Genomic DNA, 25,519 nt, shown 5'->3' with positions numbered 1-25,519 from the left:
TATTTGTAAAAATAGCTTAAGTGAGATTGTATTTTTTCTCAAATCAGTTAAGGTAGGGAAACCCATCATTAGGTTAAATAAGCTATGTCGACTATTCATTTTACCTTGGCGCAAATCGAGGCTTTTGTGGCTGTTTGTGCAACCAATAACCTAGCTAAAGCAGCCAGTAAATTAAAAAAAAATCGCACCACCGTGAGTGAATTAATCAGTTTGTTAGAAATCAACCTTGGTTATGAACTGTTTATTCGCTGTAAAAAACCATTAGAACTCACCTTAGAAGGCAAGCAGCTCTATATACAGGCTTGTCTATTTTTACAGCAAGCCAGCATTTTTGACCAATTTGCCATGCAGCTACCTAAGCAATTAAAGCAAACGGTCACGATTTGCTATGATTGTTTTATTCCTCAAGCGTTTATTGAACGGCTTCTTGACCATTTTGCCCAGCAAAAAATTGAGTTAAACCTACTCAATATCGATCGCTCACAGGCAGAAGCAATGCTGCTTGACGATCAGGCCGATATTGGCATTTATCCCGCGCTTAATCGCATGATCAATACTGATTTTACCTGGTATGCAATTGGCACTATCGAGTTAGGCATCTATGCCAATCGGCACTTTTTCACTCATCAGTCGGGCAAAGTCACCATGCTTGAGCTGGCATCAACCAATCAACTGCTGCCATTTACTGAGTTATGTCCGCAATTGAGCCAAATGATAACTATTTCTGACCAGCGGCAAAAAATAACCAATATCGAGTTACTAAAACAGTTATTAAATAATAAGGGGGGCTGGAGTATTTTGCCCACCCACCTATTTGCTCAGCCTTATAAAGAGGTGAGCCATTTTGATACCGAACTCTGGGATAAAGGCGCGATGCTCAATATTGTCTCGATTTGTAAACCAACCGCCAATAAGCAGCTACAACAATTTATTGAACAAATTGCTTATCAATACGCGTTGTAGCGTGATCTTAATCGAATAACGCGACATATTTGGTGCCATCATTACGGTTTTTTAGGTTGTCTAGGGCCTTATCGATTTGTTTAAATGACACCGATTCGATAGTCGGTAAACTAAGGGCACCGACTTGAATTTGCTGCAGCAAATGGTGACCGGCTTGCATAAGCTGTTGCCACTGCTGATCTGAGCCATACACATGCTGGGCGGCTAAGGCAATTTCATGTAGTGAAATGCTTGCGGTAAAGGGCGGTAAGGGCGATTTATCGACTCGATCTTGGATGCTTACCAGATGGCCATAATACTCCAGCAATGGCGCTAAACGCGCAGCGCTCTCACCATTGACCATATCGAATGCGGCATAAAACCGTATTGTAGATAGCGCATCTAGCCAATGGCGATGGTGATAATCCACACACTGCACCGCACCGATTTGGCTTAATAGGGCATGGTGCTTTTCACTCGCGACCGCATAGACTTTTGCGCCGAGTGCGATTAATAATTGGCAGATGATTCTGCCCACCGCGCCACCCGCACCATTAACTAAAATGCGCTTACCGCTCAATTGTGGGAGCTTTTGTACCGCTTGCCAAGCGGTTAAACCGGGGCAGGGGAAGGCTGCCGCGGCAATATCACTAATGCCGTCAGGTACCGGAATTAATGCTCGGCCATCAACTAAAGTATATTCACTGTAGCTACCGTCTTGGCGTAAATCGGTATGATAGGCCACTCGGCTATTGATTCTTAACTGTGGCACGTGTTTACCGACCGCGATAATCGTTCCCATACCATCGACGCCGGGGATCAGGTTTTCATTAAAATGGCCTAGGTTGCCGGCAATAAGCTTCCAATCAACCGGATTAAGGCCGATTGCGCTATTTTTGACTAATACCGAGTGCTCCCCAACGGTCGGGATCGCTTTTCTAGCCAGTTTTATGGTGTTATTGCTATATAGCCAAGCATTCATTTGTGGCATGATCACCCCTTACAGTAAATGTGATATTGATATGGTGGTTATGTTGGACTCTGCATGAGGAAGAAGAATAGCGCCAACCCCAGAATACATAGGAAAAAGCAGACCGATATTTCCGCAAAACGGAATTGTTTCTGCATAATATTTTCATCAAAGCTTGAAATAAAAACACAAAAAAAGACAATAACCACAACTAAATAGATCAGAATATGGTGATAAGGACTTAATTGACCATAAACGGCCAGTGAACTTTTTAATACTGGCACAATCGCCAAAATAGCCACATATAATATGCCAAAGCCCTTAATAATTAAAAAATGTTTTTTGAGGAAGTTATTAATATGGCTTTTATTATTTTTATAAAAATGAAATAGCGCCCAAACCGCAATAATAAAAATGAGCGTCGCTTTGATATAATCTTCAATCGTGTAAATCAGCGTTTGGCTAGCGGTTAATTTTGTTATATTCAATTTTAAAGCGAGGCTTGATATGGGTAACAAGCTGATTAATACAATGCATATCACCGCCAGTATCATCACTTTGTGGGTTTTTAAATTAGACATAATGAGTTTCATAATAATCCTTATTTAAGTACGCTTTTTATTATACAAAAATATACCAAGTTAACTAGCCCTTGCTATCATATTAAGTCACGATGTGCATCTCGTTAAGTTAATTATTATCTGGCTGTCAATGGTTAACGGTAGGCGTCACTCGCCTAAACTAACAGAGTTGATCATAAATATTCAATTAAATCATTGTGATTGAATTTTACAGCAATCGCTGCTTTTGCTATACTAGCTCGGTTGTCTTTAACAGAATAAAATTATTTTGTGTTAAGCAGATCGGTAATTTTTGTTTATAACACACTATCACAGTTAGTTTTTTTACTCTCTTCTATAATTATAATTAAATTTTATGCAGCTTGTATTACCTATACTAGGTGGAATGTAACAGGTTATTTTTCTTGCTTAATCGTTAGCTGTAATGTTTATCCGTACACTTGGTTATTAAATAGCGCTTTTGACAAAATTCATAAAGGTTATCTATCATGAAAAAAAGTAAAAAGACCCGCAATCGCCCCTTAAATATCAATGATATTACGATCATTGATGACAGTAAGCTTAAAAAAGCCATTACCGCCGCCGCATTAGGTAATGCCATGGAGTGGTTTGATTTTGGGGTATATGGTTTTCTCGCTTATGTCCTTGGTCAGGTATTTTTCCCCAGCGCCTCTCCAAGCGTGCAAATGGTTGCCGCCTTGGCGACATTTTCAGTGCCTTTCCTTATTCGGCCACTCGGTGGACTCGTGTTTGGTATGTTAGGCGACCGCTTTGGTCGGCAAAAAATCCTATCAATTACCATTGTGATTATGGCGTTAAGTACATTTTGTATCGGTCTTATCCCGTCCTACGCAACAATCGGCATATGGGCGCCGATTTTATTATTACTGGCAAAGCTGGCACAAGGTTTTTCGGTCGGTGGTGAATACTCAGGTGCCGCAATTTTTGTTGCGGAATATTCACCCGATCGCAAGCGTGGTTTTATGGCCAGTTGGTTAGATTTTGGCTCGATTGCTGGATTTTTATTAGGTGCTGGTTTGGTGGTATTACTGTCTAGCTTATTTGGTGATGAACAGTTTCATGATTGGGGATGGCGTATTCCGTTTTTCTTAGCATTACCCCTCGGCTTTATCGGCTTATATTTACGCCATGCGTTAGAAGAAACCCCCGCGTTTCAACAGCACGTCGATAATATGGAAAAAACGCAACCAGAAAATAGTGTTGACCAGCCTGCAACGTTGTCATTAAAAGAGATTTTCACTAAATACTGGCAGAGCTTGTCGATTTGCGTCGGCTTAGTGATTGTCACTAATGTGACCTACTATATGCTACTGACCTATATGCCAAGCTATCTATCACATAATCTTCATTACAGCACCGATCATGGCGTACTGATTATCATTGCCATTATGGTTGGGATGCTATTTGTTCAACCGTTCATCGGGCTATTAAGTGATCGGATCGGTCGTAAGCCATTTATTATTGGCGGCAGTACTTGTCTGTTTATTTTTGCTTATCCGGCATTTTTAATGATCACCAGCGATATTATCGCGCTTATCTTTTTAGGCCTATTAATTATTGCCGTGATATTGAACTGCTTTATTGGCGTAATGGCCTCGATATTACCGGCTATCTTTCCAACCAACGTGCGTTATAGTGCCTTGGCGATATCGTTTAATATTTCGGTCTTAATTGCTGGTCTTACACCGACCGCCGCCGCCTGGTTAGTCGAAGAGAGCGGGAATTTATATATGCCTGCCTTTTACTTAATGGTGGTTGCCGTTATTGGTATTATTACTGGTTTTAAAATGAAAGAAACCGCCAATAAACCGCTTAGAGGCGCAACTCCCGCCGCATCTGACCGCTCTGAAGCGAAAGAGATCTTATCTGAGCACTTTAATCATATCGAGCAGAAAGTTGAAGATATTGAATCACAAATTGATCAATTGCAAAAGCAACGCCAAAATCTGATCGATCAGCATCCAAAACTCGACTAAATAGTGATGCAGCGGCATATCATGCCGCTGTTACTGCGTTGGTTAGTGCAACTTTAACCATCTCGCAGCAACCATTAGGTCGATTTCTTCTTAAGTTCATTAATATAGGCAAAAAATGGTTGGCTTTCTGTTAATGAATCAATCAGCATCTCGGTTATACGCCGAATATCGCTATCTTCTATATGCTGAATTTGTTCATTAAGCGTTTTAATTATGGCTAAATTTCCCTTCGGCTTTAGCGATAAAATATACAGTATCGTTTTAATGCGAATATAGTGAGTGTGGTCATGTTTTGCTTGTTCTAGCTTGGCATGTAGCATAATAATCGCATAACCCACATTCAACGTTGATAATGAACCATTGGGTGCGCCATCACCTAATTTACCTGCGCGGCTTAAATGCAGCATTAGACGTAATAATTGTCGGGTCGATTGCTGATACCAATGTTTATTAACCAAACTCTGGCTGGTAATCATGCGATCAAGATCGCGCTGGATGGATAAAATGGCATTAAGCGCTTGGCTATCCGGTTTTCGCGGTAGCAGAATAAACATGCCACAAATAATACCGGCACAGAGTACATAAATAATATCTGTGCTCAAGATTGTAAAGGCATCGGCGGCCGGCATGCCGATATGACCCGCAAATAAAAATGCCATATTCGCATCAATCGCTGGGATCGCGGTTTTGGGATGGGCGCGGCAAATCCCGGCTAACAATAAAAACGGAATAAGGGTAGTTAATAACCAAAATGTGTCAGGAATATAAGGTTGTACCCAAAAGCGGTAAACCATTGCCACCATTACACCACTAAATACCCCCACAAATAATTTAGGGGCATTATTTTGTGGTAAGGGGAATGAACCAAACACAATTGCAAAAATACTGATCCCTGATGCCACTTGTTCCGCCAGATTTAGCTCGCTAAGATAGCAAGATAAACTAACACTAAACACGATAAAACAGGTGATAAGGGCAATATTGAGTGCCATATACCAATCGCGATGGGGTAATAATAGCGTCGAAGAGTAGTTCTGGCTAATAAAGCTTCGGTGCTGTTCAACATTATTTAGTAGTGCATCTTCCGCGGCTAATAACTGCTGTATGGTGTAAAGCAAGCGTTTGATTTCCGGCTTCAGCTCTGCATTATCTAATTGCCATTTGCGAAAGAAGTCACAATCTGCAATGTTAAACGGTTGTTTGTGGCTGATCTGTTTTGATAGCTGTAATAAGTCGTCACTAAATTCACTGGGTAAGACGTTTTCTCGTTGATTACGCGTTAATATTGCTCGGCTCGCCGCCATAACATCTAAAGAGGCTGCCACAATCGCATCAATATAGCGTAACTTACGGTTTTTATTAACCGAACCGGCGGCGGCAATTGCCGCATTGTCATTGATATCATTAATACTCGCCAGAATTGTCTGTTCAATATCTTGGCACTCTTCTTTACTTTCTGCACTAATGATTTGATTTGAATAAAAAATAACATCACTGGTTAATAAGTGAATTTTTTGATAGAACGACCGAATCGGGAATTTAGGCGTAAATAACGCTAAAATAATCGTCACAACAATACAACCAATAAAAGTACATACTACGCGCGAAATAGCCAGATTAATCGCATCGTTAGGCGATATTATCGACGGAATAATTACAATCGCTAGGGTTAATCCAGTGGTAAAAAAACCGTAAGCAATCGTTCCTCTAAAAATATGCGAACAGGTGGTGGTTGCACCAATAATCACGGTAAAGATGATCAGCTGCCCAATCGGTGGCAGGGGAATAAGTAAAATCGCAAATCCAATCGCCGCACCAATAAACGTACCGACAAAACGGTAAATCGCCCGCTCTAATAACAATCCTCGCGTAGGTTGGAAAATAACCCAAGCTGGCATTGCCGCCCAATATGGATTAGGCAAATCAACCGTTACCGCAATAAAAAAGGCAAACCAAGATGAAAATGCTAAACATAAACCGTAATAAAGCACCGGCCGAGTCAGGAAAGGCTTAACAGTTAAATAACGCGGGAACATAGTTAGGAGCATGGTTTATTAAGTCGATACCATTAGTAAGTAAAATCAAAATATTGGTTGCGTAATATACTCTTTTTTAAGCTGGCAATGAAGTGGTTTATTGGCTAATGAGTGATTTATCGCAACGATAGTCAATGCCTTAATCCAAACCTATCGCTAGCCAATAAACGATAGCCATCAAATGCTGGCATCAGCAACCTGATCGTCATGTATGCACGTCAATTAATCAAATTAATAGTAATTTGAATTGTAAAATTGTTTTATTTTTATTCACTATTGTAATAAGATTTGCATCTTTGTAAATTAACCTTAAATTTAGTGCAAATATGTCAATAACATCATTTAGTTGGTTAGGTTATGTTGGCGGAGTATGTAGCCTGATAGCCTTACCGTTTTATACGCTAGCCGCACCATTACCGACAGAAACGGAAAACGCGATAAGTAACCAACAGTTAATTTATCAGCAAGAGCAACAAAAAGCCTTACAAAATCGTTTATCACCCGTTCGTCCTGATATTCGCTTACAGTCAGGGTTAACCAGTGCACGTAAAATCACCTTTCCAACTGAGTCACCCTGTTTTGTGATTAATGACGTTGAACTGCGTGGCCGAGAGGCGCTACCGTTTACCTTGCCGTTATCGGTGTTATCTAACCAAGCCAAAGGCCAGTGTTTAGGTGGTAAAGGTATTTATCGTTTATTATCTGAATTACAAAATCGCATTATTAGTTACGGTTATATCACCACCCGAATCGTGATTCCTGAGCAAGACTTAAGCAGCGGCACCTTAGCCTTATTAGTGGTCAAAGGCACGGTCAGTGATATCTATTACACCGAAGGCAGCGACACGCGTGCACGTTTATACACGGCGTTACCGATTAGCAAGGGCGAGCTGCTTAATTTACGTGATATTGAGCAAGGGCTGGAGAACTTAGAGCGTATTCCAACGGTGAATACCAATATCCAGCTGGTTCCCGGCAAAGAAGCCGGTGAGAGTGATATTGTGATTAACCGCACTCAGTCAAAATACTGGCGTATTGGCATGTCACTCGATGATTCTGGCTCTAAAGAGACGGGACGTTACCAAGGGGGATTAACGCTTTATCTGGACAATCCACTGGGGATCAGTGATTCGTTTTACGTCTCGGGTGGCCATGATTTAGAAGGCAACAGTAAATACGGCTCAAAAAACTACCTGTTTTCATACTCGGTGCCCATCGGCTATTGGACCTTAAGCACCTCACTGAGCAATAACAACTATCATCAAAATATCGCCGGCCGACCCGATTATCAATACAGTGGTCGTAGCCGCAATACCAATGTGCAACTTAGCCGCGTTATTCACCGTAATGCCACTCAAAAAACCACCTTAAGTTATGGGCTTAACTTTAGGGAATCGCATAACTACGTGGAAGATACTGAAATCGAAGTGCAACAGCGTAAAACCACCAGTTGGTTACTGGGGATTAATCACCGTCATTACTTTAACGCCCTGACTTTATATATGGGCGCCAGTTATAAAAAAGGCGTGCGCTGGTTTGGGGCGCATCAAGCGCCAGAGGAGCGCAGCGGTTACGCCACAGCGTTATCTGACATTTTCAATCTAAATCTGTTTATCAATATGCCGTTCACTGTTGGGCAACAGCGCTTTCGTTATAACCTCGATTATCAAAGCCAATTTACGAGAGGCGGTGCGTTAACGCCGCCGGAGCGTTTTTCAATCGGTGGGCGATGGACGGTCAGGGGCTTTGATGGTGAGCGTAGTTTAACCGCCGATAATGGCTGGTATGTGCGTAATGAAGTCTCTTGGGGTACGCCACTGAATAATGAACTCTATTTAGGTCTCGATTACGGTGAGATATCCGGCGAGAACACTCAATATCAATTAGGTAAAAAGCTAGCCGGTAGTGCGATTGGGCTACGGGGCAGTGTGTTTGGCATTGCGTATGATGGCTTTGCTGGCGTGCCGATTTATAAACCAAAAGGATTTAAAACCAATGATGTCACCCTTGGGTTTAATGTAAGTTGGAGTTATTAGGTGACAAATTTAGTGTAAATAGTTACACGAATAAACACAGATACAAACGGAATCAATTATGAATAAACATTTTTATCGTATTATTTTTAACAAAGCGCGCGGCATCATGATGGTGGTAGCGGAAATCGTTAAGCGTCACCAAGGTGAAGGGCGCAGCAGCCAAAAAGCCACCAGCACCGCTAGCCATAGTAAAGTGACTGCAGCATTAAAACCACTGAGCTTCTTAACCTTTGTGGCTCTCGGTATGGTGAGTATCGTAACCCACAGTCAGGCGAGCACCATCATCAGTGATAACAGCGCTGCACAGTCACAGCGCCCGACCATTATCGAGCGTCCCAATGGCCCAACGGTAGTCAATATTCAAGAAGCCAATAAAGCAGGCGTTTCACACAATAAATACAACCAATTTGATGTATCACGAGACGGCGTAATTTTAAATAACAGCGCGCAGTCATCAAACACTCAGCTAGGTGGCAATATTGCCGGTAATAGCAACTTAGCTCACTCTGGCGGCGCTAAGGTTATTTTAAATGAAATTAACTCAGCTAATGCTAGCCAACTGAACGGTAAAATTGAAGTAGCGGGGCAAACAGCCCAAGTGGTCATTGCCAACGCAGCCGGTATTACCTGTAATGGCTGTGGCTTTATTAATGCTCGTAGCGCAACCCTTACCACCGGTAGCGCGATTATCAGCGAAGACGGCAAACTACAAGGTTACCACGTCGAGCAAGGTAATATTACCATTAATGGTGAGTTTGATAGTCGTGAACAAGATTATACCGATCTAATTGCTCGCACAGTAAATATTAATGGTCAGATATATGCTAATCAAATGATGGTTATTGCCGGTAAAAATAATGTCTACCACAATATATGGGTTTATGATGATGGTTCTTCTGCTGCCAATGTAGATATCGATAAAATTTATAGCGATGAGGATAAACCGCAGTTAGCGATTGATGTTGCTGCTTTAGGCGGAATGTATGCCAATAAAATTAAAATGTCAAGTACTGAGACGGGTGTTGGTGTAAGAAATGCTGGCACTTTAGGTGTTTATGGTGAATATCGAGCTATACTTATTGGTGCTACAGGCAAAATTACCAATACAGGTCTAATATACGCTGAAAATTTGTCTGATGAAAACGAACGGCAACGTTTGGATAGCAAAATAAATATTGATAATAGTTCAATTGGTTTAAGTAGCCAACAAACGGTTAATCATGACAGTAATACTCGGTCAACCAGTAATAACAAATATAATCGCGATGAAGAAGATTATTATATTCGAGCTAGTGATTGGGGGGCTCATAACGCTCAAATACACATTAAGACGATTGATGAATTTGTTAATGAAGGTGAAATTAAAGATCAATCTAACTTATCTGTGATACTTGAAGGAAGGAAAGTATTTGATAATAAGGGAACTATTGATGGTTACAATTTTAATTTAAATAGTAAACAAGCAATTTATAATAGCGGTTCTATTTTATCGAATAATATGCTTTCATTTTCTTCAGATTATGATATCTATAACTCATCTAAAATAAATGCAAACAGTATCGTGTTTACCGCACAAGAAGGTCGTATGGTCAATACCAGCGAGATATTAGTAGGGCATTACATACACTTTAATGGTCATGATTTTGATAATCAAGGTAATATTACTAGTGGAGAGGGTCAATATTTAGTTGATGGTATATTTAATAATGATGGTAATATCATCACTACGGACAATGAGCTGGCTATTGTAACCCAAGATTTGTATAACAATGGCGGATTAAAATCAAATGACGAGATGTTATTATCAACAGAGATGCCTTTTTTCAACGGTGACAGTAATGAAGGAAAAATGGTTAACCGTGGCACAATAGAAGCAAATAAAGTGCTCAACATCGCGGTAAATGAACTTAATAACGATAGTAATGGCAAAATATCTAGTGGTGAGGCGCTTAATATTGGTAAAAACTTTAATGATGATGGAACAATCACAGGCAAATCCCAAAGCGTCAACAACCAATCAGGCACCATTGAAGCAAAAAGCGATTTAACGATAGGTGCTGAGCAAATTAATAATGGCGGTGAAATTTCCTCAGGTAAAAATCTTACTTTACAAGCCCATGATGTGAATAACTCTAAGCTAATAAACGCTACTGATATCACTATTATTGCAGAAGGTAAAGTTACTAATCAAAATAATCATTATAACGATTATTTTGATTATAGGGATGCTGTTATTGAAGCAGCTCAGGAACTTAACATCAACGCTAAACAAGATATTGAAAATACAGGAATACTTAAAGGCGGAAATACTACCTTAGTTAGCGAGCATACTATTAATAATAATGGTGGTCGTATCTCTGGTAAGAATATCACACTGACAAGTACCGGTACTGATGTAGACGTTGGTATCCGTAATTCAGATTTAGATCATAGTTCAGGACAAATCGGTATTGAGTCAACAACGAGCAGTATTAACATAACCTCAGAGGGGCAAATTATAAATAAGGCCGCTATTGGTAACGATCGCGGCGATACTAGTGAAGGCTCAAACCAAGACATTAATATTAGTAGCTCGCACGATATTATTAACAATTACACAATTAATGGTAAAAACGTTACTTTAACCAGTAAGCAGTCAGTATTGAGCACCAATAAGCTCAGAGCGAAAAATGACCTTACTATACAAGCCGATAAAGACGTTAATACTGGATATTATGCATATTCCGAACATGATATAAATGTTACAGCAGGCGGAAAAATTACTACCGGTAGATGGTTGACTGGTAAAGCTAATACGAATTTAAATGGCAAACAAGGTATTGATTTTAATTCTATGCTAGGTTTTTCTAGGAACGTTAGTTTAACTAGTGATAAGGTGATTAACCTTTCTGATGGTTTCATTGATGTAGATAGCATATATATAAAAGCCGGTGATGTAAATAATTCAATCGGATTGGGTGCAAATAGAGGGGTGACGATTAAAAGTAATGGTAAAGTTACTAATTCTGGAGGTATATATAGCTCCGATTATGATGAAGAAAATGACAAAATTATTTTCAGTGATAATGTTTATATTAATGCAGAAAAAGGGATTGATAACCAAGGTGAAATTTATGCTAAGAATCTTTACCTACGCAGTCAGCAAACCATCAATAATGATAGCGTTCTTTTGGCAGAAAATTTAGTTGACATAAAATCTCATGATATGTCTAACATAGGTGAAATAGATGCAAAATATGTGACTCATACTGGAAAAGATGGCCGTTTCGTTAATGCCGGAAATATTAATGCTTCTGGGGTAGATTCCAATGTCTCAATCACCGCCCATGATTTTGATAACAAAGGAACTATCACTGCAGGTGAAGTATTAGATGTTGAAGCTATTAGTTTAAATAACAGCGGTAAGATGAAGTCATATAATATATACTTAACTACAACTAAATTTGTTGAACCAAAATATGATGATATAAATAATATTAGTCCTAACGAGGGGGTAATGGCTAATAGCGGAACAATAGAGGCAGGTAAACGTTTAGCTATTGGCGTAAATACTCTAGAAAATTCGGGTAACATAAGTAGTGGCGGAGAGCTTAGTATTGGCGAATATTTGGAAATTCACGATAATCCAGACCCTGATTCTATATTTATGTTAGGAATTGCTGCAGGCAAAGCTGGAACAGTCAATAACCTATCAGGTACGATTGAAGCCAAAGGCGATTTAACGATTAGTGTTGAAGATAAATTAATTAATAGTGGCCTGATACAAACCAATGGTACGATGTCGATAGCCGCTAATGGCATGTTGATTAACAGTGGTAGAATCAAATCAGCTGACACGATGAACCTTGCGCTAAATATGCTCAATAACACAGACGGTACAATATATAGTGGTGGAGCCATTAATATAGGCAAAGACCTTAATGAAGACGGAACAATCACAGGCAGAGCAACAATGGTTAATAACTTATTTGGCTCGATTGAAGCGGCAGACGATATAACGATTGATGCTTTATATTATCTGTATAGCACTGATTAAATCTAGCTAAGAGAGCATTACCCGTTTTGTTATAAGCTGTCAAATCAATAGCAAAACGACAAAAGGTAACGCTCATGCTTAACCCAAAGCCCAGTACCTTGTATTGGGCTTTTTTATGTGCAAATTTCAGTCGTTTAAAAGCGGCATTGTGTTTATTTAATCACCAAACGCTAACTTCGCATTTATTTTCATATATTGGTCATCTCATGGCTTGATGGGCGCTATGCGCAAAATAGTGTTGCGCTGTTCGCTTACTCAGTAGCGTTACTAAGTCATTGTCTAACTAAAATAAAGAGTTGCCAATTGGGGCAAAATATCGTAATTTTACTGTTTTACGTTTTTGCTTTAAAAAAGTAATCGTAATGGAATAAAGCAATAATAAAAACAGAATAAAGATAAAAGGAGTTACCCCATGGCCAGCGGTCTTGACACTGCATTAGATTCACTCACTGGTACACTTAGCACCCAGCAACATAATAAGTACGCACTGACACTTTCCGGCTTATCATCCGCGCTCTCGGTCCTATCGGTACAAGGTAATGAAGCCCTCAATCAGCCTTGGCGTTACGAGATTATCGTCACGAGCCTTGACCCGCATATCTCGATCGATAGCGTGCTTAACCAGCCAGCCCAGTTTAGCTTCTTAGCCCCCAACTTGCTAACGCAGGTCACCCACATTAGCTCACTCGATAAACCAGCAATGCCGCGCACCTTATATGGGCTGGTGACCGAGTTTGCTCAGCTATCGGTCAATAAAGACCAAGCGCATTATCGGCTGGTACTGCAGCCACGACTGGCGCTATTTGCTAATGACCATTATAGCGCCATTTACCAAAACCAAAGTGTGGTCAGCGTGGTGGAAGAGGTGCTACGTCGTCATGGTTTTACCGGCGTCGATTACCGATTAGTGTTAAAAGACAGCTACCCAGCCCGAGAGTTTATCACCCAATGGCAAGAGAGCGACCTAGCGTTTATTCAGCGCTTACTGGCCGATGTTGGGATCTGGTTACGCTTTGAAAGCCATGCCGAACATAACTGTGATGTATTAGTATTAAGCGATTACGAACAAGGTTTCGAGGACGTCGGCAGTCTTGGTTACACGTTACCGAGTGGCATGGCGGATAGCGCGCGTGATAGCGTGTGGGATTTACAGTTTGCCAGCAAAAGCGTAGCGCGTCAGGTGATTGTCCATGATGACAACTACCGCGAGGCACAAACCGATAGATACTCATTAGTTAACAGCCAACCGAAACTTACCACCACCGCCGGCACCGATTACCGCTATGGTGAGCACTTTAAACGTAAAGGCGATGACAACATTATTGAGAGTGGCAATTGGTATGCCAAAATCCGCCATCAGCAGCAGATTAGTGAACAGATTATTATTCACGGTAACGCCAATGACTACCACTTAGCCCCAGGGCAACGGCTGATGATTAGCGGCAGCCCGATCAACGGCATCAGTGAAGGGATAGTGATTTTAGCGACCGAGTGCTATGGTGACCGCAGCGAGGCCTATCATGTCAAGTTTACCGCTATGCCGTATAACGTACTAAAACCGTATCGCCCGGCACCGTTACCGTGGCCGCAAGTGACTGGCACGCTGCCGGCGCGGGTGACCAGTCCTGATAATGACACCTATGGCTATATTGACACCATGGGGCGCTACCGGGTTAAGTTTGATTTTGACTTAAAAACCTGGCGCAGCGGTGAAGAGAGCTTATGGGTTAGGCTAGCAAAACCGTATGCCGGCGACCGCTATGGTTTTCACTTCCCCTTAATCGATGGTACCGAGGTGGCTATCGCCTTTACCGGTGGTAACCCAGATAGACCGTATATCGCCCATAGCTTACATGATAGTAACCACCCTGACCCTGTCACGACTATCAATAAACACCGCAATGTGCTGCGAACGCCGGCTAACAACAAACTGCGCATGGATGATAAACGCGGGCAAGAGCATATCAAACTGGCGACCGAATACGGCAAAAGCCAGCTTAATCTCGGCCACTTAGTTAATCAAAACAGAGAGCAACGCGGCGCCGGCTTTGAGCTGCGCACCGACGAATGGGGCGCCATTAGCGCGAACAAAGGTTTATACCTTAGCGCGCAAAGCGAACCACAAGCGCAAGGTCAGCAGCTCGATATGCAAAGTGCTATCGCTCAGCTGGAAAACGCCTTATCGATTGCTAAAGCGCTACAAAATGCCGCGAATACCGCGCAGGCGCACCCCGCTGATATCGACAGTCAACAGCAGCTACAAAGCGCACTCAACCAATTAACCGAAGCGGGCATGATTGCCTATGCACCAGCCGGCATGGCTTTAACCAGTGATGAAAATATCCAGCTCTCCAGCGGTAACAGCATCAGCCTAACCAGTGAGCAGCAAACTGATATTAGCGCGCTAAAAAACATCACCTTAGCCTCATCTGAGGCGGTCGGTATCTTCGCTCATAAAGCGGGCATTAAGCTACTGGCTAATCAAGGTCAAGTCGAGCTACAAGCCCAAAACGATGCCATGGCTATCGCCGCCAAGCAAGATGTGACGATTGACAGTGTAGACGGCAGTATTACCATTACAGCGAGTAAAGAGATAGTACTCATTAGTGATGGCGCCTATATTAAAGTGGATCCTTCTGGAATAGAGCTGGGCACATCGTCAAACGTCACCATAAAAGCGGCGGCGCTGCAAAAAATGGGGCCAGCTAATCAAAAACGCTCGATTAATTTAGCGGATAACGTTAACTGCCAGCAAACAGCCAATGATCAGGTGCAAAAGCAGCATGCTACTTTTGAATTAGATTAGTAAGGACACGACAACCATGTTGCGCGCAAACCAACCTAAAATTGATATAACGACACGCTCGGCTGCGGCTAATCGTATCAGTCAGCAGCTGATAGGTCAGGCGGCTCATTATCAGCAGCGCTGCTTAATCTTGCTTGATCCCTTTTTAGCACCGCTTAACGATCCCATCATCGATTATTGCGCAGGGCGAAGGCAACTTCATCCTGTGCCGATTATGCATCCGTCTATTCAAGCAAATAAAAGGCCTTTACTGCTTGAGCTTGATTTAACCGATCTATTTGGGCAGCAGGTATTAAGCTACACCGTCGATAAAGCCCTGAGCCAGTTATCTGCTGAATATTTATCGGCCGGTTGTGGCCAGCAATATTGCGCCTGGCTATTTACCCTGTCACCGGCTCTTCAGGTTGCACGTGATTTGGCTAATTTATGCATACAAAAGCGGCAACGAAAGACCCTTTTTTTGCGCTTTTATGATCCCGCTATCTTTGCTCAATTAATGAATGTGTTGGAGCCTCATCAGCAGACAAAATTAGCCGGGCAAATTAGCCATTGGGGGCGATTAAATTATACTGGCGAGCTTGAAATGCATTCCACCGCTCAGCCACTAAAACCAGTATTATCGGGTCAATTAGGGCTCAGTGATGAGCAGTTAACCCAACTATATTGTATTGGGATCAATAACCAACTGATACAAATGCAGCGCTTAAATGAGCCGACATTAAATATTGACGCGATTAGCTCATTGAGGCAAATCATGCCCTGCGTTATGCGCATGCTAAGCAAAAATATCAATGATGAATCACTATTAGTTGAATGGGCAAAATTAGCCATAACATATGGCGCAGACTTTGATTTACAGCCAGCCATTATTGAACAGACGAAAAGCTTTACCGTTCATTATGACTATTACCGCTGGTTAGAATCAATAGCAACAAAAAACTGGCAAGATATTAGTCAAATAAAGAATAGAAGAGAGGAATAACATGACCAACGCTCAAACAGAAAAAGCATGTGGTTGTCAAAGCAATGGACTGGCTATTTTACCGGTAAGATACACGGTGGTACCGACTTATCTTCAGCGGCAAAAACCGCAATGGGCTAATTTACCCTCCGTCACCAAAGTCCCTCTCGAGCAAGGTTATCAATATCATGTGCGCAGCTTGCGTGAAGGTTATCTCTATGTCTATTTACCCGCTGAAATGGGTAATAATAAATGGCAAGTTTATAGCATTGATGAAACAGGACGTCTATTTAAACAGCTATCGACTGTCGCCACTAAATCGGCGAGCGAAATAATAGAGAGTAACGATTATCTGTGCCCCAAATTAAACCGAAATAATAGCCATAACTCATTTATCACCATTGCAAATCCACAGTACCAACAAAAAATCTATATTGCTTATAGTGAATTTCCTTGGACCGAAGAGACCCTTAAACGGCACGCGCAAGCGCCAGAACAACGTATGCAAACCGTTGACCCCGCAAGTTGGCAAGCGGGGCGCAGCAGTAGCCAAAGTGCGACCATTGCCACACAGAGCAATATTGAACAGGTTTTAGATTTTGACCCTCAACTTGATACACGCTTATTGCCTTATGATGACCAGCATTTGGTTAAAATTAATGCCACATTAAATGATGAAGAAGCGGCAAAAGCCCCCAGATTTAATTACATCGATGCGCTAAGCTACGATAAACACGGTGATGATGGCGATACAAGTAAAGCATATGGTTTTAATGACCGCGTACTCAATAAAAATACCACCTGCCATCCGTGGACTAAGCAGCAAAACCAATCGCAACGTTTAGCCAGCACAATGCAAGATTACAGCCCAGGCTACACGCCCATATTGCTAGCAATCGATGACTCACTTGGCATAGCACAAGAGTTAAATGGCTATTACACCGAAATATTTGCCAAAAATGAACAATACCGCCAAGAGCGCGAGTTTGAGTTTAATGCCAAAGAGTCGTATGACTACGCGATGCAAATTTTAATTCAAAAAGAGTGGATGGATGATTTTAAACTGCCTTTTACCGAGCACCCTTATTTTAAAAGGGTAATGAAAGATAAAAAAATAACGCGTTCGGCTGAATTACCGGTATTCTCTAGTTACAATCAGTTATCCGTCTTAGTGTATGAGCAGTTATATGGTCGGCCTAAATCTTACTTTGACGTGGCCAATATCGCTGTTAATACCGATCAATTTAATGCAAGCCTTCCGGCATTTACTGGGCAAGACTTTTTCATTATTGAGCGAGAGCAGTTCTTATATGGCAGTGATATGAGCACTTCGCGCCGTGATGCGAGGGCGGCAGATTATCGTGTGCCAGGTTATCGTAATTTTAGCAGAGAAAAAAAAGCGATACAGTTCGCCCATACGACTGAACATATAGAAAAATACGCCGCCGATATGATAGCAAGGTATAAAGATAATGAAACTGCCTATCAGCGCGCGCGGGAAAGCGATATTGCGAAAATTCAACAAAAATATGCCAAGCATTTACAGACCGAACCATTTGACAAGCAATATCAACGGTTACTAACCAAAATAAGCGAGATAGCCGAAGTTAGAGTAAAGCACGTTATTCGTTGGTTAAAGCAAAGTGATTTTTATCAGCATCTGCAAGATTTAAATGGTAATGAGTGGTTAGCGGTTAACGGATTAGATGAGTACGCTAAAGAAGAGCTTGATAATCAATTAGAGATAGATTTAGCGTTAGCCGATAATGAAATTAGCGAAGCCGACGCCCAAGAGCTCCAAAAGGTCAATCTCTGCGGCATTATCTATTCATCAATCGTTGAACGAAGTACCGCAGGGCTTGAACTGACTGAAACGGGTAAAGCCCAAATGGATGAGTGGTTTTCGAACGACAAAGCCAACCAAGATAATAGTGATGGCTTAATGTGGCGAGCGGTTGCCAATAACAGTGATAAAATACTGATTGAAATTCAACAGCTATTGGCAAACGCAAAAACCACTGATGAAAACGTCACTATTGATGAAGTCTATTCATCAACCAAAGTGGGTAAACTTGCCAGTTATTATAAAAAGACCCAAGGTTTTTTAAATACCGTTGAAAATTATAAAAAAGCGCTTATCAATGCCAAAGAAGCGACTACTGCAATGCCGGGGATCTTATCTGTCGCCAAACAATTGGGTATACAACCGCCCAAAGAAGGCCGTTTACTTAAGCTATTTACCAGCAAGCCCGCGTTATCGATAAATAACGCAATTTTACGTTTATCAAATATTATCTTTTCTCCTGTTAGTGCGACGGCTCAAATTCCAAATACAGCATTATCTTATCTATTTCATTTTTCGCTTTGTGGCGTACCTAAAGCAGGATCTATTGCATTTTTACGATCACAAGACGCGCTGAATAATTTTGTATTAAAATCACCACGACAAATTCAGGTTAATTTACCCGGTGGCGTTATTGGAGAGGTCACGGGATCAGAGCGCCAAAAAATTCTAGCGCGTAATGCTAAATTTCTTAGAATACAAAAAGTCTATTACAGTAATACTAAACAAATTTTAAACAACACCTATCGTAGCAATATTCAAGAAATTTTAATCAAATCATACAATGCAGATAATAAAAAGTTATCAACAGTTGGTATGTGGAAAGAAGATACTAAAGGCATCTTTAAAGGCATTACATCAGAGCCTAAAGTAAGTAATGGCATCAAAGATACGCGCTTAGCGCTTATTATTGGCATTATTGAAGCCTATAACTGGTGGAAATTAAAACAAAAACGACAAGATTTAGCCAGTGATGAATTTTGGGATCTCGAGATGACTAAGTCAACCTTAGCCCTTTCGGCAATTACTGCTGAAGTTGTTGCTCAATATACTAAAGTGGCACGAGCTAGTGAGAGTCTGGCGGCAGGACGTACAAAAATTTTATCTGGTCTTTTAGGCGGTGCGGTCAGCGTTTGGTCTGCATGGGAAAGATCTTTAGCCGCGGGTGATGCGTTCTCGCAAGGAAATAATTGGATAGGAACATTAAATTCTATAAATATAGGATTATATGGTTTAAGTGGCTTAACAACTGGTTTCGCTTCATTTACCTACCATATTCCATGGTTAGAACATAAAATAAGACGCAAGGCTTTAGAGAAAGGTATTAGTCATGCGGTATTAAGCCGCGTATTGGCCATTAATACTGCTAAATATATGGCAAAGCGAACCCTATTATTAGGCGCTGGCTTTTGGCTTGGGGTGTTGGCCTTATGTATTGATGCCTGGATTTGGTATATCACTGATGATGAGTTTGAAAAGTGGTTACAAAAAAGCGCATTAGGGACTGAAAATAGCACCGCAACAGCCTATCAAAAAATTTATGAACAAAAAGAGGCATTTAAAACCGTGCTTGAATCAATGTTTGGCATTAATGAGCAAGTGTTACATATCGACGAACAAAACCACATCGCCGTTAAAAATGATGCCGTTATGGATAGTGATGATAGTAGCGATAGTGAATTCAATGAGTACGATGCGCTCTTACTAATTAGCCAAGATTTTGAACGGCAAAAATTGGCAAGAGCTAGCATATTGGCCAGTGAGCAAAATAAGCAACAAATTGGTAATAAGCATAATGCTGAAGCTAAATCTATTAATGTAACGGGCTACTCGGTGCCGAATATTTTTAGCTAGGCTAGCCATTGATTAATATTATATAAAAGGATACGTTATGACAGATTATTACCAAATTATCACCGGTACGCTATCTGAGCTGGAAGTGTTTGATACTCAGGCGCAATTTTTTAAATCCCGCAAATTAGCCGGTTTACCTGCAATAGGGTTACTTGCGCTGGGCGATGCAGCAGCGGCTGCTGGTCAATTAAGCCTTGCCGACAGCAACGAAGAGGCCACCGCCTATTTAAATAGCGTGCAATATTTTCGCTGTAAGGTCGGTAATATCGTAGTCGAAGGGCTATTTTGTCGCGCCTTTTTTACCGATGGCGATCAGGTTGAAGTTGTAGCTGAACCAAGGAATGACGGCAGTTATTTTGCCTATGCCCTGCGTCGTCCGATTGACCACCGTTTATGGTTGCACCCTAACTCAATGAAAGGCTCAAAGGTTGGTAATAAAGAGGCTTTAAAGTTTTCCGCCATGTTAATACTACCGACATTTATTATGATGCTAATATTTATGGCATTTACAAATTATAGTAAAGATATTTTTATTAAAATGTTTAGTATTTCTGTTTTATTTTCAATTGTATTTGGTTTATTTCTTTATTTTTTTGCTAAATCAGGCACGGCAGCAAACGCTAAAATCGCGGATAAAATTTTTGCCACCTTAGGCTACCCAAAACCGAAAGAGGTGGATATGGAGCAGGAAATTATGGAATTCTATTTGAATAATAAATCGGAAAAGGACCCTGATTTTTATGTCGATATCACCACCAAGCAGTATAAACAAGATGCTGATGGGGTAAAATGGGTTACCTTTTATCGTGAAGCGCCGCCTATTCCGGATTACATTACGGTAATTCGTACTGAGCTGCAGAATAATGAATCTAAAACAGATGCATAACCGCGCTGATTATTACCAAATTATCACCGGTACACTATCTGAGTTGGAAGTGTTTGATACACAGGCGCAATTTTTTAAATCCCGCAAATTAGCCGGTTTGCCAGCAGCTGGCTTACTTGCGCTGGGTGATGCCGCAGCGGCGGCTAGCCAGCTTAGTACTGCCGATGACAATGAAGAGGCCACTGCTTATTTAAATAGTGTACAGTATTTTCGCTGTAAGGTCGGTAATATCGTAGTCGAGGGGCTATTTTGCCGCGCCTTTTTTACCGATGGCGATCAGGTTGAAGTCGTAGCTGAACCAAGGAATGATGGTAGCTATTTTGCCTATGCCCTGCGTCGCCCGATAGACCATCGTTTATGGTTGCACCCTTTTGCAATGAAAGGGACTGCAATAGGGAAAAGAGAAGCATTTCGCTATGCTAAATATTTTTTTTTATTTTTAACAATAATTTTGAATGCGATGAGTTTATATATTTGTTGGGAAGAGGATGATTTCTTCTTTTTGTCTATTGCTATCCCTGCATTGACATTTGGTAGTTTTATTTTCAGTGCTTTTATTTATTTTTTTATGAAATCAGGTTTAAACAAAGGCTCCAAAATAGCGGATAAAATTTTTGCCACCTTAGGTTACCCAAAGCCAAAAGAGGTGGATATGGAGCAGGAGTTTATGGAATTTTATTTTAATAATAAATCGGAAAAGGACCCCGATTTCTATGTCGATATCACCACCAAGCAGTATAAGCAAGATGCTGATGGAGTAAAATGGGTTACCTTTTACCGTGAAGCGCCGCCTATTCCTGATTATATAACAGTAATTAATACTGAATCAAAAAATAATGAAGCAAAAACAGATACTTAAGTGTACTGATTATTACCAAATTATCACTGGCATACTAACTGAGCTAGAAGTGTTTGATACACAGGCGCAATTTTTTAAATCCCGCAAATTAGCGGGTCTGGCCCCAATAGGGCTACTGGCACTGGGTGATGTAGCAGCGGCTGCTAGCCAGCTTAGTACTGCCGATGACAATGAAGAAGGTATGGCTTACTTAAATAGTGTGCAGTATTTTCGTTGTAAAATAGGCGCTTGTATTATTGAAGGAACTTTTTGTCGAGTGTTTTTTACTAACGGTGATAAGGTCGAAGTTGTGGTTGAACCCGAAAAAGATGGTAGCTATTTTGCCTATGCGCTGCGTCGCCCGATTGATCACCGTTTATGGTTGCATCCTTGGGCAACTAAGGGTACCAAGTCCATTAATAAAACAGTACTAAAATTTACAGGAGTTTTCATTAGTCTCTGTTTTATTTTATCAATGGCAATATCCGTGGCCGTAACAAGTGAATATCTTTATTTATTAATTTTTTTTGTTTCGGCTATTGTATTTCATTTTTTATTTGGAGCTATTTGTTATTTTTTAGCTAAAAATATATTTGGTCAAGGCTCAAAAGAAGCGGATAAAATTTTTGCTACTTTAGGTTATCCAGATCCAAAGAGTGTCGATATGGAAAAAGAATTTTATGAATTTTATTCCTATCTGGACGAAAGTGATCCCAATTTTTATGTGGATATCACTACCGAGCAATATCAACAACAAACGCCTGAAGGGGCTAAATGGGTTACCTTTTACCGTGAAGCGCCGCCTATTCCTGATTATATAACAGTAATTAATGCAGGGTTACAAAATAATGAAGCAAAAACATATACTTAAGCGCATTGATTATTACCAAATTATCACCGGTACACTATCTGAGCTGGAAGTGTTTGATACACAGGCGCAATTTTTTAAATCCCGCAAATTAGCCGGTCTGGCCCCAATCGGGCTACTTGCGCTGGGTGATGCTGCAGCGGCTGCAGGTCAATTAAGCCTCGCCGACAGTAATGAAGAGGCCACCGCCTATTTAAATAGTGTACAATATTTTCGCGGTAAGGTCGGTAATATCGTAGTCGAGGGGCTATTTTGCCGCGCCTTTTTTACCGATGGTGATCAGGTTGAAGTCGTAGCTGAACCAAGGAATGACGGTAGTTATTTTGCCTATGCCCTGCGTCGCCCGATAGACCATCGTTTATGGTTACATCCTAACTCAATGAAAGGCTCAAAAGTTGGTAATAAAGAGGCTTTTACGTATGCTCTATTTTCTTTTCTATTTTTATCTTTCTGCGGTCTTATCACTACAATTATTGCGGTTGTAAAAGGGTATAAAACATCGACATTATTTTTTTGGGCTATCACAAGTATATTTACAATAGTTACTTTATCTACCATTTTCTTTTTTTTTATGAAATCAGGTTTAAACAAAGGCTCCAAAATAGCGGATAAAATTTTTGCCACCTTAGGTTACCCAAAGCCAAAAGAGGTGGATATGGAGCAGGAGTTTATGGAATTTTATTTTAATAATAAATCGGAAAAGGATCCCGATTTTTATGTCGATATCACCACCAAGCAGTATAAACAAGATGCTGATGGAGTAAAATGGGTTACCTTTTATCGTGAAGCGCCGCCTATTCCTGATTATATAACAGTAATTAATACTGAATCACAAAATAATGAAGCAAAAACAGATGCTTAAGTGCGCTGATTATTACCAAATTATCACGGGTACGCTATCTGATCTGGAAGTGTTTGATACTCAGGCGCAATTTTTTAAATCCCGCAAATTAACCGGTCTGGCTCCAATCGGGCTACTGGCACTGGGTGATGTAGCAGCGGCTGCTAGCCAGCTTAGTACTGCCGATGACAATGAAGAAGGCATGGCTTACTTAAATAGTGTACAGTATTTTCGTTGTAAAATAGGCGCTTGTATTATTGAAGGAACTTTTTGTCGAGTGTTTTTTACTAACGGTGATAAGGTCGAAGTTGTGGTTGAACCCAAAAAAGATGGTAGTTATTTTGCCTATGCGCTGCGTCGCCCAATTGATCATCGTTTATGGTTACACCCTTGGGCAACTAAGGGCACCAAAGCTGGTAATAAAAGTGCCTTAAAGTTTTCAGGCGCCTTTATTGCTTTTTGTTTTATTTTAGTAGCCGTAATTGTATTGTTTAATACAAGAGATGTTCATTTTTTATTATTTTTGTCTCTTATTGCAACCATAGCTTATCCCTTATTTGGAGTTTTTGTTTATTTTTTATATAAAAGTATATTTGGTCAAGGCTCAAAAGAAGCAGATAAAATTTTTGCTACTTTAGGTTATCCTGACCCCAAGCGAGTGGATATGGAACAAGAATTTTATGAATTTTATTCCTATATGGAAGAAAGTGACCCAAACTTTTATGTGGATATCTCTACCGAGCAATATCAGCAACAAACGCCTGAAGGGGCTAAATGGGTTACCTTTTATCGTGAAGCGCCGCCTATTCCTGATTATATAACAGTAATTAATGCAGAATCACAAAATAATGAAGCAAAAACAGACGCTTAAGCACACTGATTATTACCAAATTATCACCGGTACGCTATCTGATCTAGAAGTGTTTGATACTCAGGCGCAATTTTTTAAATCTCGCAAATTAGCGGGTCTGCCCTCAGTCGGGCTACTTGCGCTGGGTGATGCAGCAGCGGCTGCTGGCCAATTAAGTTTTGCCGACAGCAATGAAGAGGCCACTGCCTATTTAAATAGCGTGCAATATTTTCGCTGTAAGGTCGGTAATATCGTAGTCGAAGGGCTATTTTGTCGCGCCTTTTTTACCGATGGCGATCAGGTTGAAGTTGTAGCTGAACCAAGGAATGACGGCAGTTATTTTGCCTATGCCCTGCGTCGTCCGATTGACCACCGTTTATGGTTGCACCCTTGGGCAACTAAGGGTACCAAGTCCATTAATAAAACAGTACTAAAATTTACAGGAGTTTTCATTAGTCTCTGTTTTATTTTATCAATGGCAATATCCGTGGCCGTAACAAGTGAATATCTTTATTTATTAATTTTTTTTGCTTCGGCTATTGTATTTAATTTTTTATTTGGAGCTATTTGTTATTTTTTAGCTAAAAGTATATTTGGTCAAGGCTCAAAAGAAGCGGATAAAATTTTTGCTACTCTAGGTTATCCTGACCCCAAGCGTGTCGATATGGAAAAAGAATTTTATGAATTTTATTCCTATCTGGAAGAAAGCGATCCTAATTTTTATGTGGATATCACTACCGAGCAATATCAACAACAAACGCCTGAAGGGGCTAAATGGGTTACCTTTTATCGTGAAGCGCCGCCTATTCCTGATTATATAACAGTAATTAATGCAGACTTACCAAAATAATGAAGCAAAAACAGACACTTAAGTGCTATGATTATTACCAGGTTATCACCGGTACACTATCTGATCTGGAAGTGTTTGATACTCAGGCGCAGTTTTTTAAATCCCGCAAATTAGCCGGTCTGGCCCCAATCGGGCTACTGGCACTGGGTGATGCCGCAGCGGCGGCCAGTCAATTAAGCCTTGCCGACAGCAACGAAGAGGCCACCGCCTATTTGAATAATATTTGCTCATCTATTGTGCTAGCGCCATCTCCCTCATCAATACACTAATAATTATCATGCAATTTTATTAAAATCATTTTATGGCGATTAAAATAGCTGGTAC

At 40.8% G+C, this 25,519-nt stretch carries 17 protein-coding genes; 14 read left to right on the top strand and 3 right to left on the bottom strand.

What is annotated here, in order from left to right; genetic code table 11:
* The first annotated feature begins 84 nt into the window (after nucleotides 1-84).
* Nucleotides 85-963, top strand: coding sequence for a LysR family transcriptional regulator (locus tag RHO12_02715; protein WVD66694.1), 879 nt, complete (start codon nucleotides 85-87; stop codon nucleotides 961-963).
* 7 nt (nucleotides 964-970) lie between these two features.
* Here RHO12_02715 and RHO12_02710 read toward each other — a convergent pair whose 3' ends face one another.
* Nucleotides 971-1,933 (bottom strand): zinc-binding dehydrogenase, encoded by a 963-nt coding sequence (locus RHO12_02710; protein WVD66693.1) that lies wholly within the window; start codon nucleotides 1,931-1,933, stop codon nucleotides 971-973.
* Nucleotides 1,934-1,971: 38 nt separating this feature from the next.
* On the bottom strand, nucleotides 1,972-2,505 hold the full coding sequence (locus RHO12_02705) for a hypothetical protein (GenBank protein WVD66692.1): 534 nt from the start codon (nucleotides 2,503-2,505) through the stop codon (nucleotides 1,972-1,974).
* A 476-nt stretch (nucleotides 2,506-2,981) separates the two neighbouring features.
* On the opposite strand from RHO12_02705, the gene proP reads away from it, so the two are divergent.
* Nucleotides 2,982-4,490 carry a glycine betaine/L-proline transporter ProP gene (gene proP, locus RHO12_02700; protein WVD66691.1) on the top strand — a complete coding sequence of 503 codons (1,509 nt, stop codon included), beginning with the start codon at nucleotides 2,982-2,984 and terminating at the stop codon, nucleotides 4,488-4,490.
* A 74-nt stretch (nucleotides 4,491-4,564) separates the two neighbouring features.
* On the opposite strand, the gene RHO12_02695 is transcribed toward proP, so the two are convergent.
* Nucleotides 4,565-6,526 (bottom strand): FUSC family protein, encoded by a 1,962-nt coding sequence (locus RHO12_02695; GenBank protein ID WVD66690.1) that lies wholly within the window; start codon nucleotides 6,524-6,526, stop codon nucleotides 4,565-4,567.
* A gap of 326 nt (nucleotides 6,527-6,852) precedes the next feature.
* On the opposite strand from RHO12_02695, the gene RHO12_02690 reads away from it, so the two are divergent.
* The 12 genes from RHO12_02690 to RHO12_02635 all read left to right on the top strand — a co-directional run bounded on the left by RHO12_02690 (nucleotide 6,853) and on the right by RHO12_02635 (nucleotide 25,464).
* Nucleotides 6,853-8,562, top strand: coding sequence for a ShlB/FhaC/HecB family hemolysin secretion/activation protein (locus RHO12_02690; GenBank protein ID WVD66689.1), 1,710 nt, complete (start codon nucleotides 6,853-6,855; stop codon nucleotides 8,560-8,562).
* 58 nt (nucleotides 8,563-8,620) lie between these two features.
* Nucleotides 8,621-12,598, top strand: coding sequence for a filamentous hemagglutinin N-terminal domain-containing protein (locus RHO12_02685; protein ID WVD66688.1), 3,978 nt, complete (start codon nucleotides 8,621-8,623; stop codon nucleotides 12,596-12,598).
* A gap of 412 nt (nucleotides 12,599-13,010) precedes the next feature.
* Nucleotides 13,011-15,404 carry a type VI secretion system tip protein VgrG gene (vgrG, locus tag RHO12_02680; protein WVD66687.1) on the top strand — a complete coding sequence of 798 codons (2,394 nt, stop codon included), beginning with the start codon at nucleotides 13,011-13,013 and terminating at the stop codon, nucleotides 15,402-15,404.
* A gap of 16 nt (nucleotides 15,405-15,420) precedes the next feature.
* On the top strand, nucleotides 15,421-16,386 hold the full coding sequence (locus RHO12_02675) for a DUF4123 domain-containing protein (GenBank protein WVD66686.1): 966 nt from the start codon (nucleotides 15,421-15,423) through the stop codon (nucleotides 16,384-16,386).
* Between the two features lies 1 nt (nucleotide 16,387).
* Nucleotides 16,388-20,062, top strand: coding sequence for a T6SS effector BTH_I2691 family protein (locus RHO12_02670; protein ID WVD66685.1), 3,675 nt, complete (start codon nucleotides 16,388-16,390; stop codon nucleotides 20,060-20,062).
* A 37-nt stretch (nucleotides 20,063-20,099) separates the two neighbouring features.
* Nucleotides 20,100-20,948 carry a putative type VI secretion system effector gene (locus tag RHO12_02665; protein ID WVD66684.1) on the top strand — a complete coding sequence of 283 codons (849 nt, stop codon included), beginning with the start codon at nucleotides 20,100-20,102 and terminating at the stop codon, nucleotides 20,946-20,948.
* Entirely contained in the window at nucleotides 20,926-21,807 is an 882-nt protein-coding gene (locus RHO12_02660) for a putative type VI secretion system effector (protein WVD66683.1), read from the top strand. Before RHO12_02665 ends, RHO12_02660 begins: the two co-directional genes overlap by 23 nt.
* Nucleotides 21,785-22,657 (top strand): putative type VI secretion system effector, encoded by an 873-nt coding sequence (locus RHO12_02655; protein WVD66682.1) that lies wholly within the window; start codon nucleotides 21,785-21,787, stop codon nucleotides 22,655-22,657. Before RHO12_02660 ends, RHO12_02655 begins: the two co-directional genes overlap by 23 nt.
* On the top strand, nucleotides 22,635-23,516 hold the full coding sequence (locus RHO12_02650; GenBank protein ID WVD66681.1) for a putative type VI secretion system effector: 882 nt from the start codon (nucleotides 22,635-22,637) through the stop codon (nucleotides 23,514-23,516). Before RHO12_02655 ends, RHO12_02650 begins: the two co-directional genes overlap by 23 nt.
* Nucleotides 23,494-24,366, top strand: coding sequence for a putative type VI secretion system effector (locus RHO12_02645; protein ID WVD66680.1), 873 nt, complete (start codon nucleotides 23,494-23,496; stop codon nucleotides 24,364-24,366). Before RHO12_02650 ends, RHO12_02645 begins: the two co-directional genes overlap by 23 nt.
* Nucleotides 24,344-25,195, top strand: a complete 852-nt coding sequence (locus RHO12_02640; protein ID WVD66679.1) for a putative type VI secretion system effector — start codon at nucleotides 24,344-24,346, stop codon at nucleotides 25,193-25,195. Before RHO12_02645 ends, RHO12_02640 begins: the two co-directional genes overlap by 23 nt.
* Nucleotides 25,195-25,464, top strand: a complete 270-nt coding sequence (locus RHO12_02635) for a hypothetical protein (protein ID WVD66678.1) — start codon at nucleotides 25,195-25,197, stop codon at nucleotides 25,462-25,464. The genes RHO12_02640 and RHO12_02635 overlap by 1 nt, the downstream gene beginning before the upstream one ends.
* The last annotated feature ends 55 nt before the right edge of the window (nucleotides 25,465-25,519 follow it).

Source organism: Orbaceae bacterium lpD02, assembly GCA_036251875.1.
In the GTDB taxonomy this organism is placed as follows: Bacteria; Pseudomonadota; Gammaproteobacteria; order Enterobacterales; family Orbaceae; genus Orbus; species Orbus sturtevantii.
This window is presented reverse-complemented; position numbering and strand designations above follow the sequence as displayed.

What these genes read in the sequence shown, in the direction of transcription:
- RHO12_02715 (WVD66694.1), top strand. Translation starts at nt 85, where the DNA reads ATGTCGACTATTCATTTTACCTTGGCGCAAATCGAGGCTTTTGTGGCT.
- RHO12_02710 (WVD66693.1), bottom strand. Translation starts at nt 1,933, where the DNA reads ATGCCACAAATGAATGCTTGGCTATATAGCAATAACACCATAAAACTG.
- RHO12_02705 (WVD66692.1), bottom strand. Translation starts at nt 2,505, where the DNA reads ATGAAACTCATTATGTCTAATTTAAAAACCCACAAAGTGATGATACTG.
- proP (WVD66691.1), top strand. Translation starts at nt 2,982, where the DNA reads ATGAAAAAAAGTAAAAAGACCCGCAATCGCCCCTTAAATATCAATGAT.
- RHO12_02695 (WVD66690.1), bottom strand. Translation starts at nt 6,526, where the DNA reads ATGTTCCCGCGTTATTTAACTGTTAAGCCTTTCCTGACTCGGCCGGTG.
- RHO12_02690 (WVD66689.1), top strand. Translation starts at nt 6,853, where the DNA reads ATGTCAATAACATCATTTAGTTGGTTAGGTTATGTTGGCGGAGTATGT.
- RHO12_02685 (WVD66688.1), top strand. Translation starts at nt 8,621, where the DNA reads ATGAATAAACATTTTTATCGTATTATTTTTAACAAAGCGCGCGGCATC.
- vgrG (WVD66687.1), top strand. Translation starts at nt 13,011, where the DNA reads ATGGCCAGCGGTCTTGACACTGCATTAGATTCACTCACTGGTACACTT.
- RHO12_02675 (WVD66686.1), top strand. Translation starts at nt 15,421, where the DNA reads ATGTTGCGCGCAAACCAACCTAAAATTGATATAACGACACGCTCGGCT.
- RHO12_02670 (WVD66685.1), top strand. Translation starts at nt 16,388, where the DNA reads ATGACCAACGCTCAAACAGAAAAAGCATGTGGTTGTCAAAGCAATGGA.
- RHO12_02665 (WVD66684.1), top strand. Translation starts at nt 20,100, where the DNA reads ATGACAGATTATTACCAAATTATCACCGGTACGCTATCTGAGCTGGAA.
- RHO12_02660 (WVD66683.1), top strand. Translation starts at nt 20,926, where the DNA reads ATGAATCTAAAACAGATGCATAACCGCGCTGATTATTACCAAATTATC.
- RHO12_02655 (WVD66682.1), top strand. Translation starts at nt 21,785, where the DNA reads ATGAAGCAAAAACAGATACTTAAGTGTACTGATTATTACCAAATTATC.
- RHO12_02650 (WVD66681.1), top strand. Translation starts at nt 22,635, where the DNA reads ATGAAGCAAAAACATATACTTAAGCGCATTGATTATTACCAAATTATC.
- RHO12_02645 (WVD66680.1), top strand. Translation starts at nt 23,494, where the DNA reads ATGAAGCAAAAACAGATGCTTAAGTGCGCTGATTATTACCAAATTATC.
- RHO12_02640 (WVD66679.1), top strand. Translation starts at nt 24,344, where the DNA reads ATGAAGCAAAAACAGACGCTTAAGCACACTGATTATTACCAAATTATC.
- RHO12_02635 (WVD66678.1), top strand. Translation starts at nt 25,195, where the DNA reads ATGAAGCAAAAACAGACACTTAAGTGCTATGATTATTACCAGGTTATC.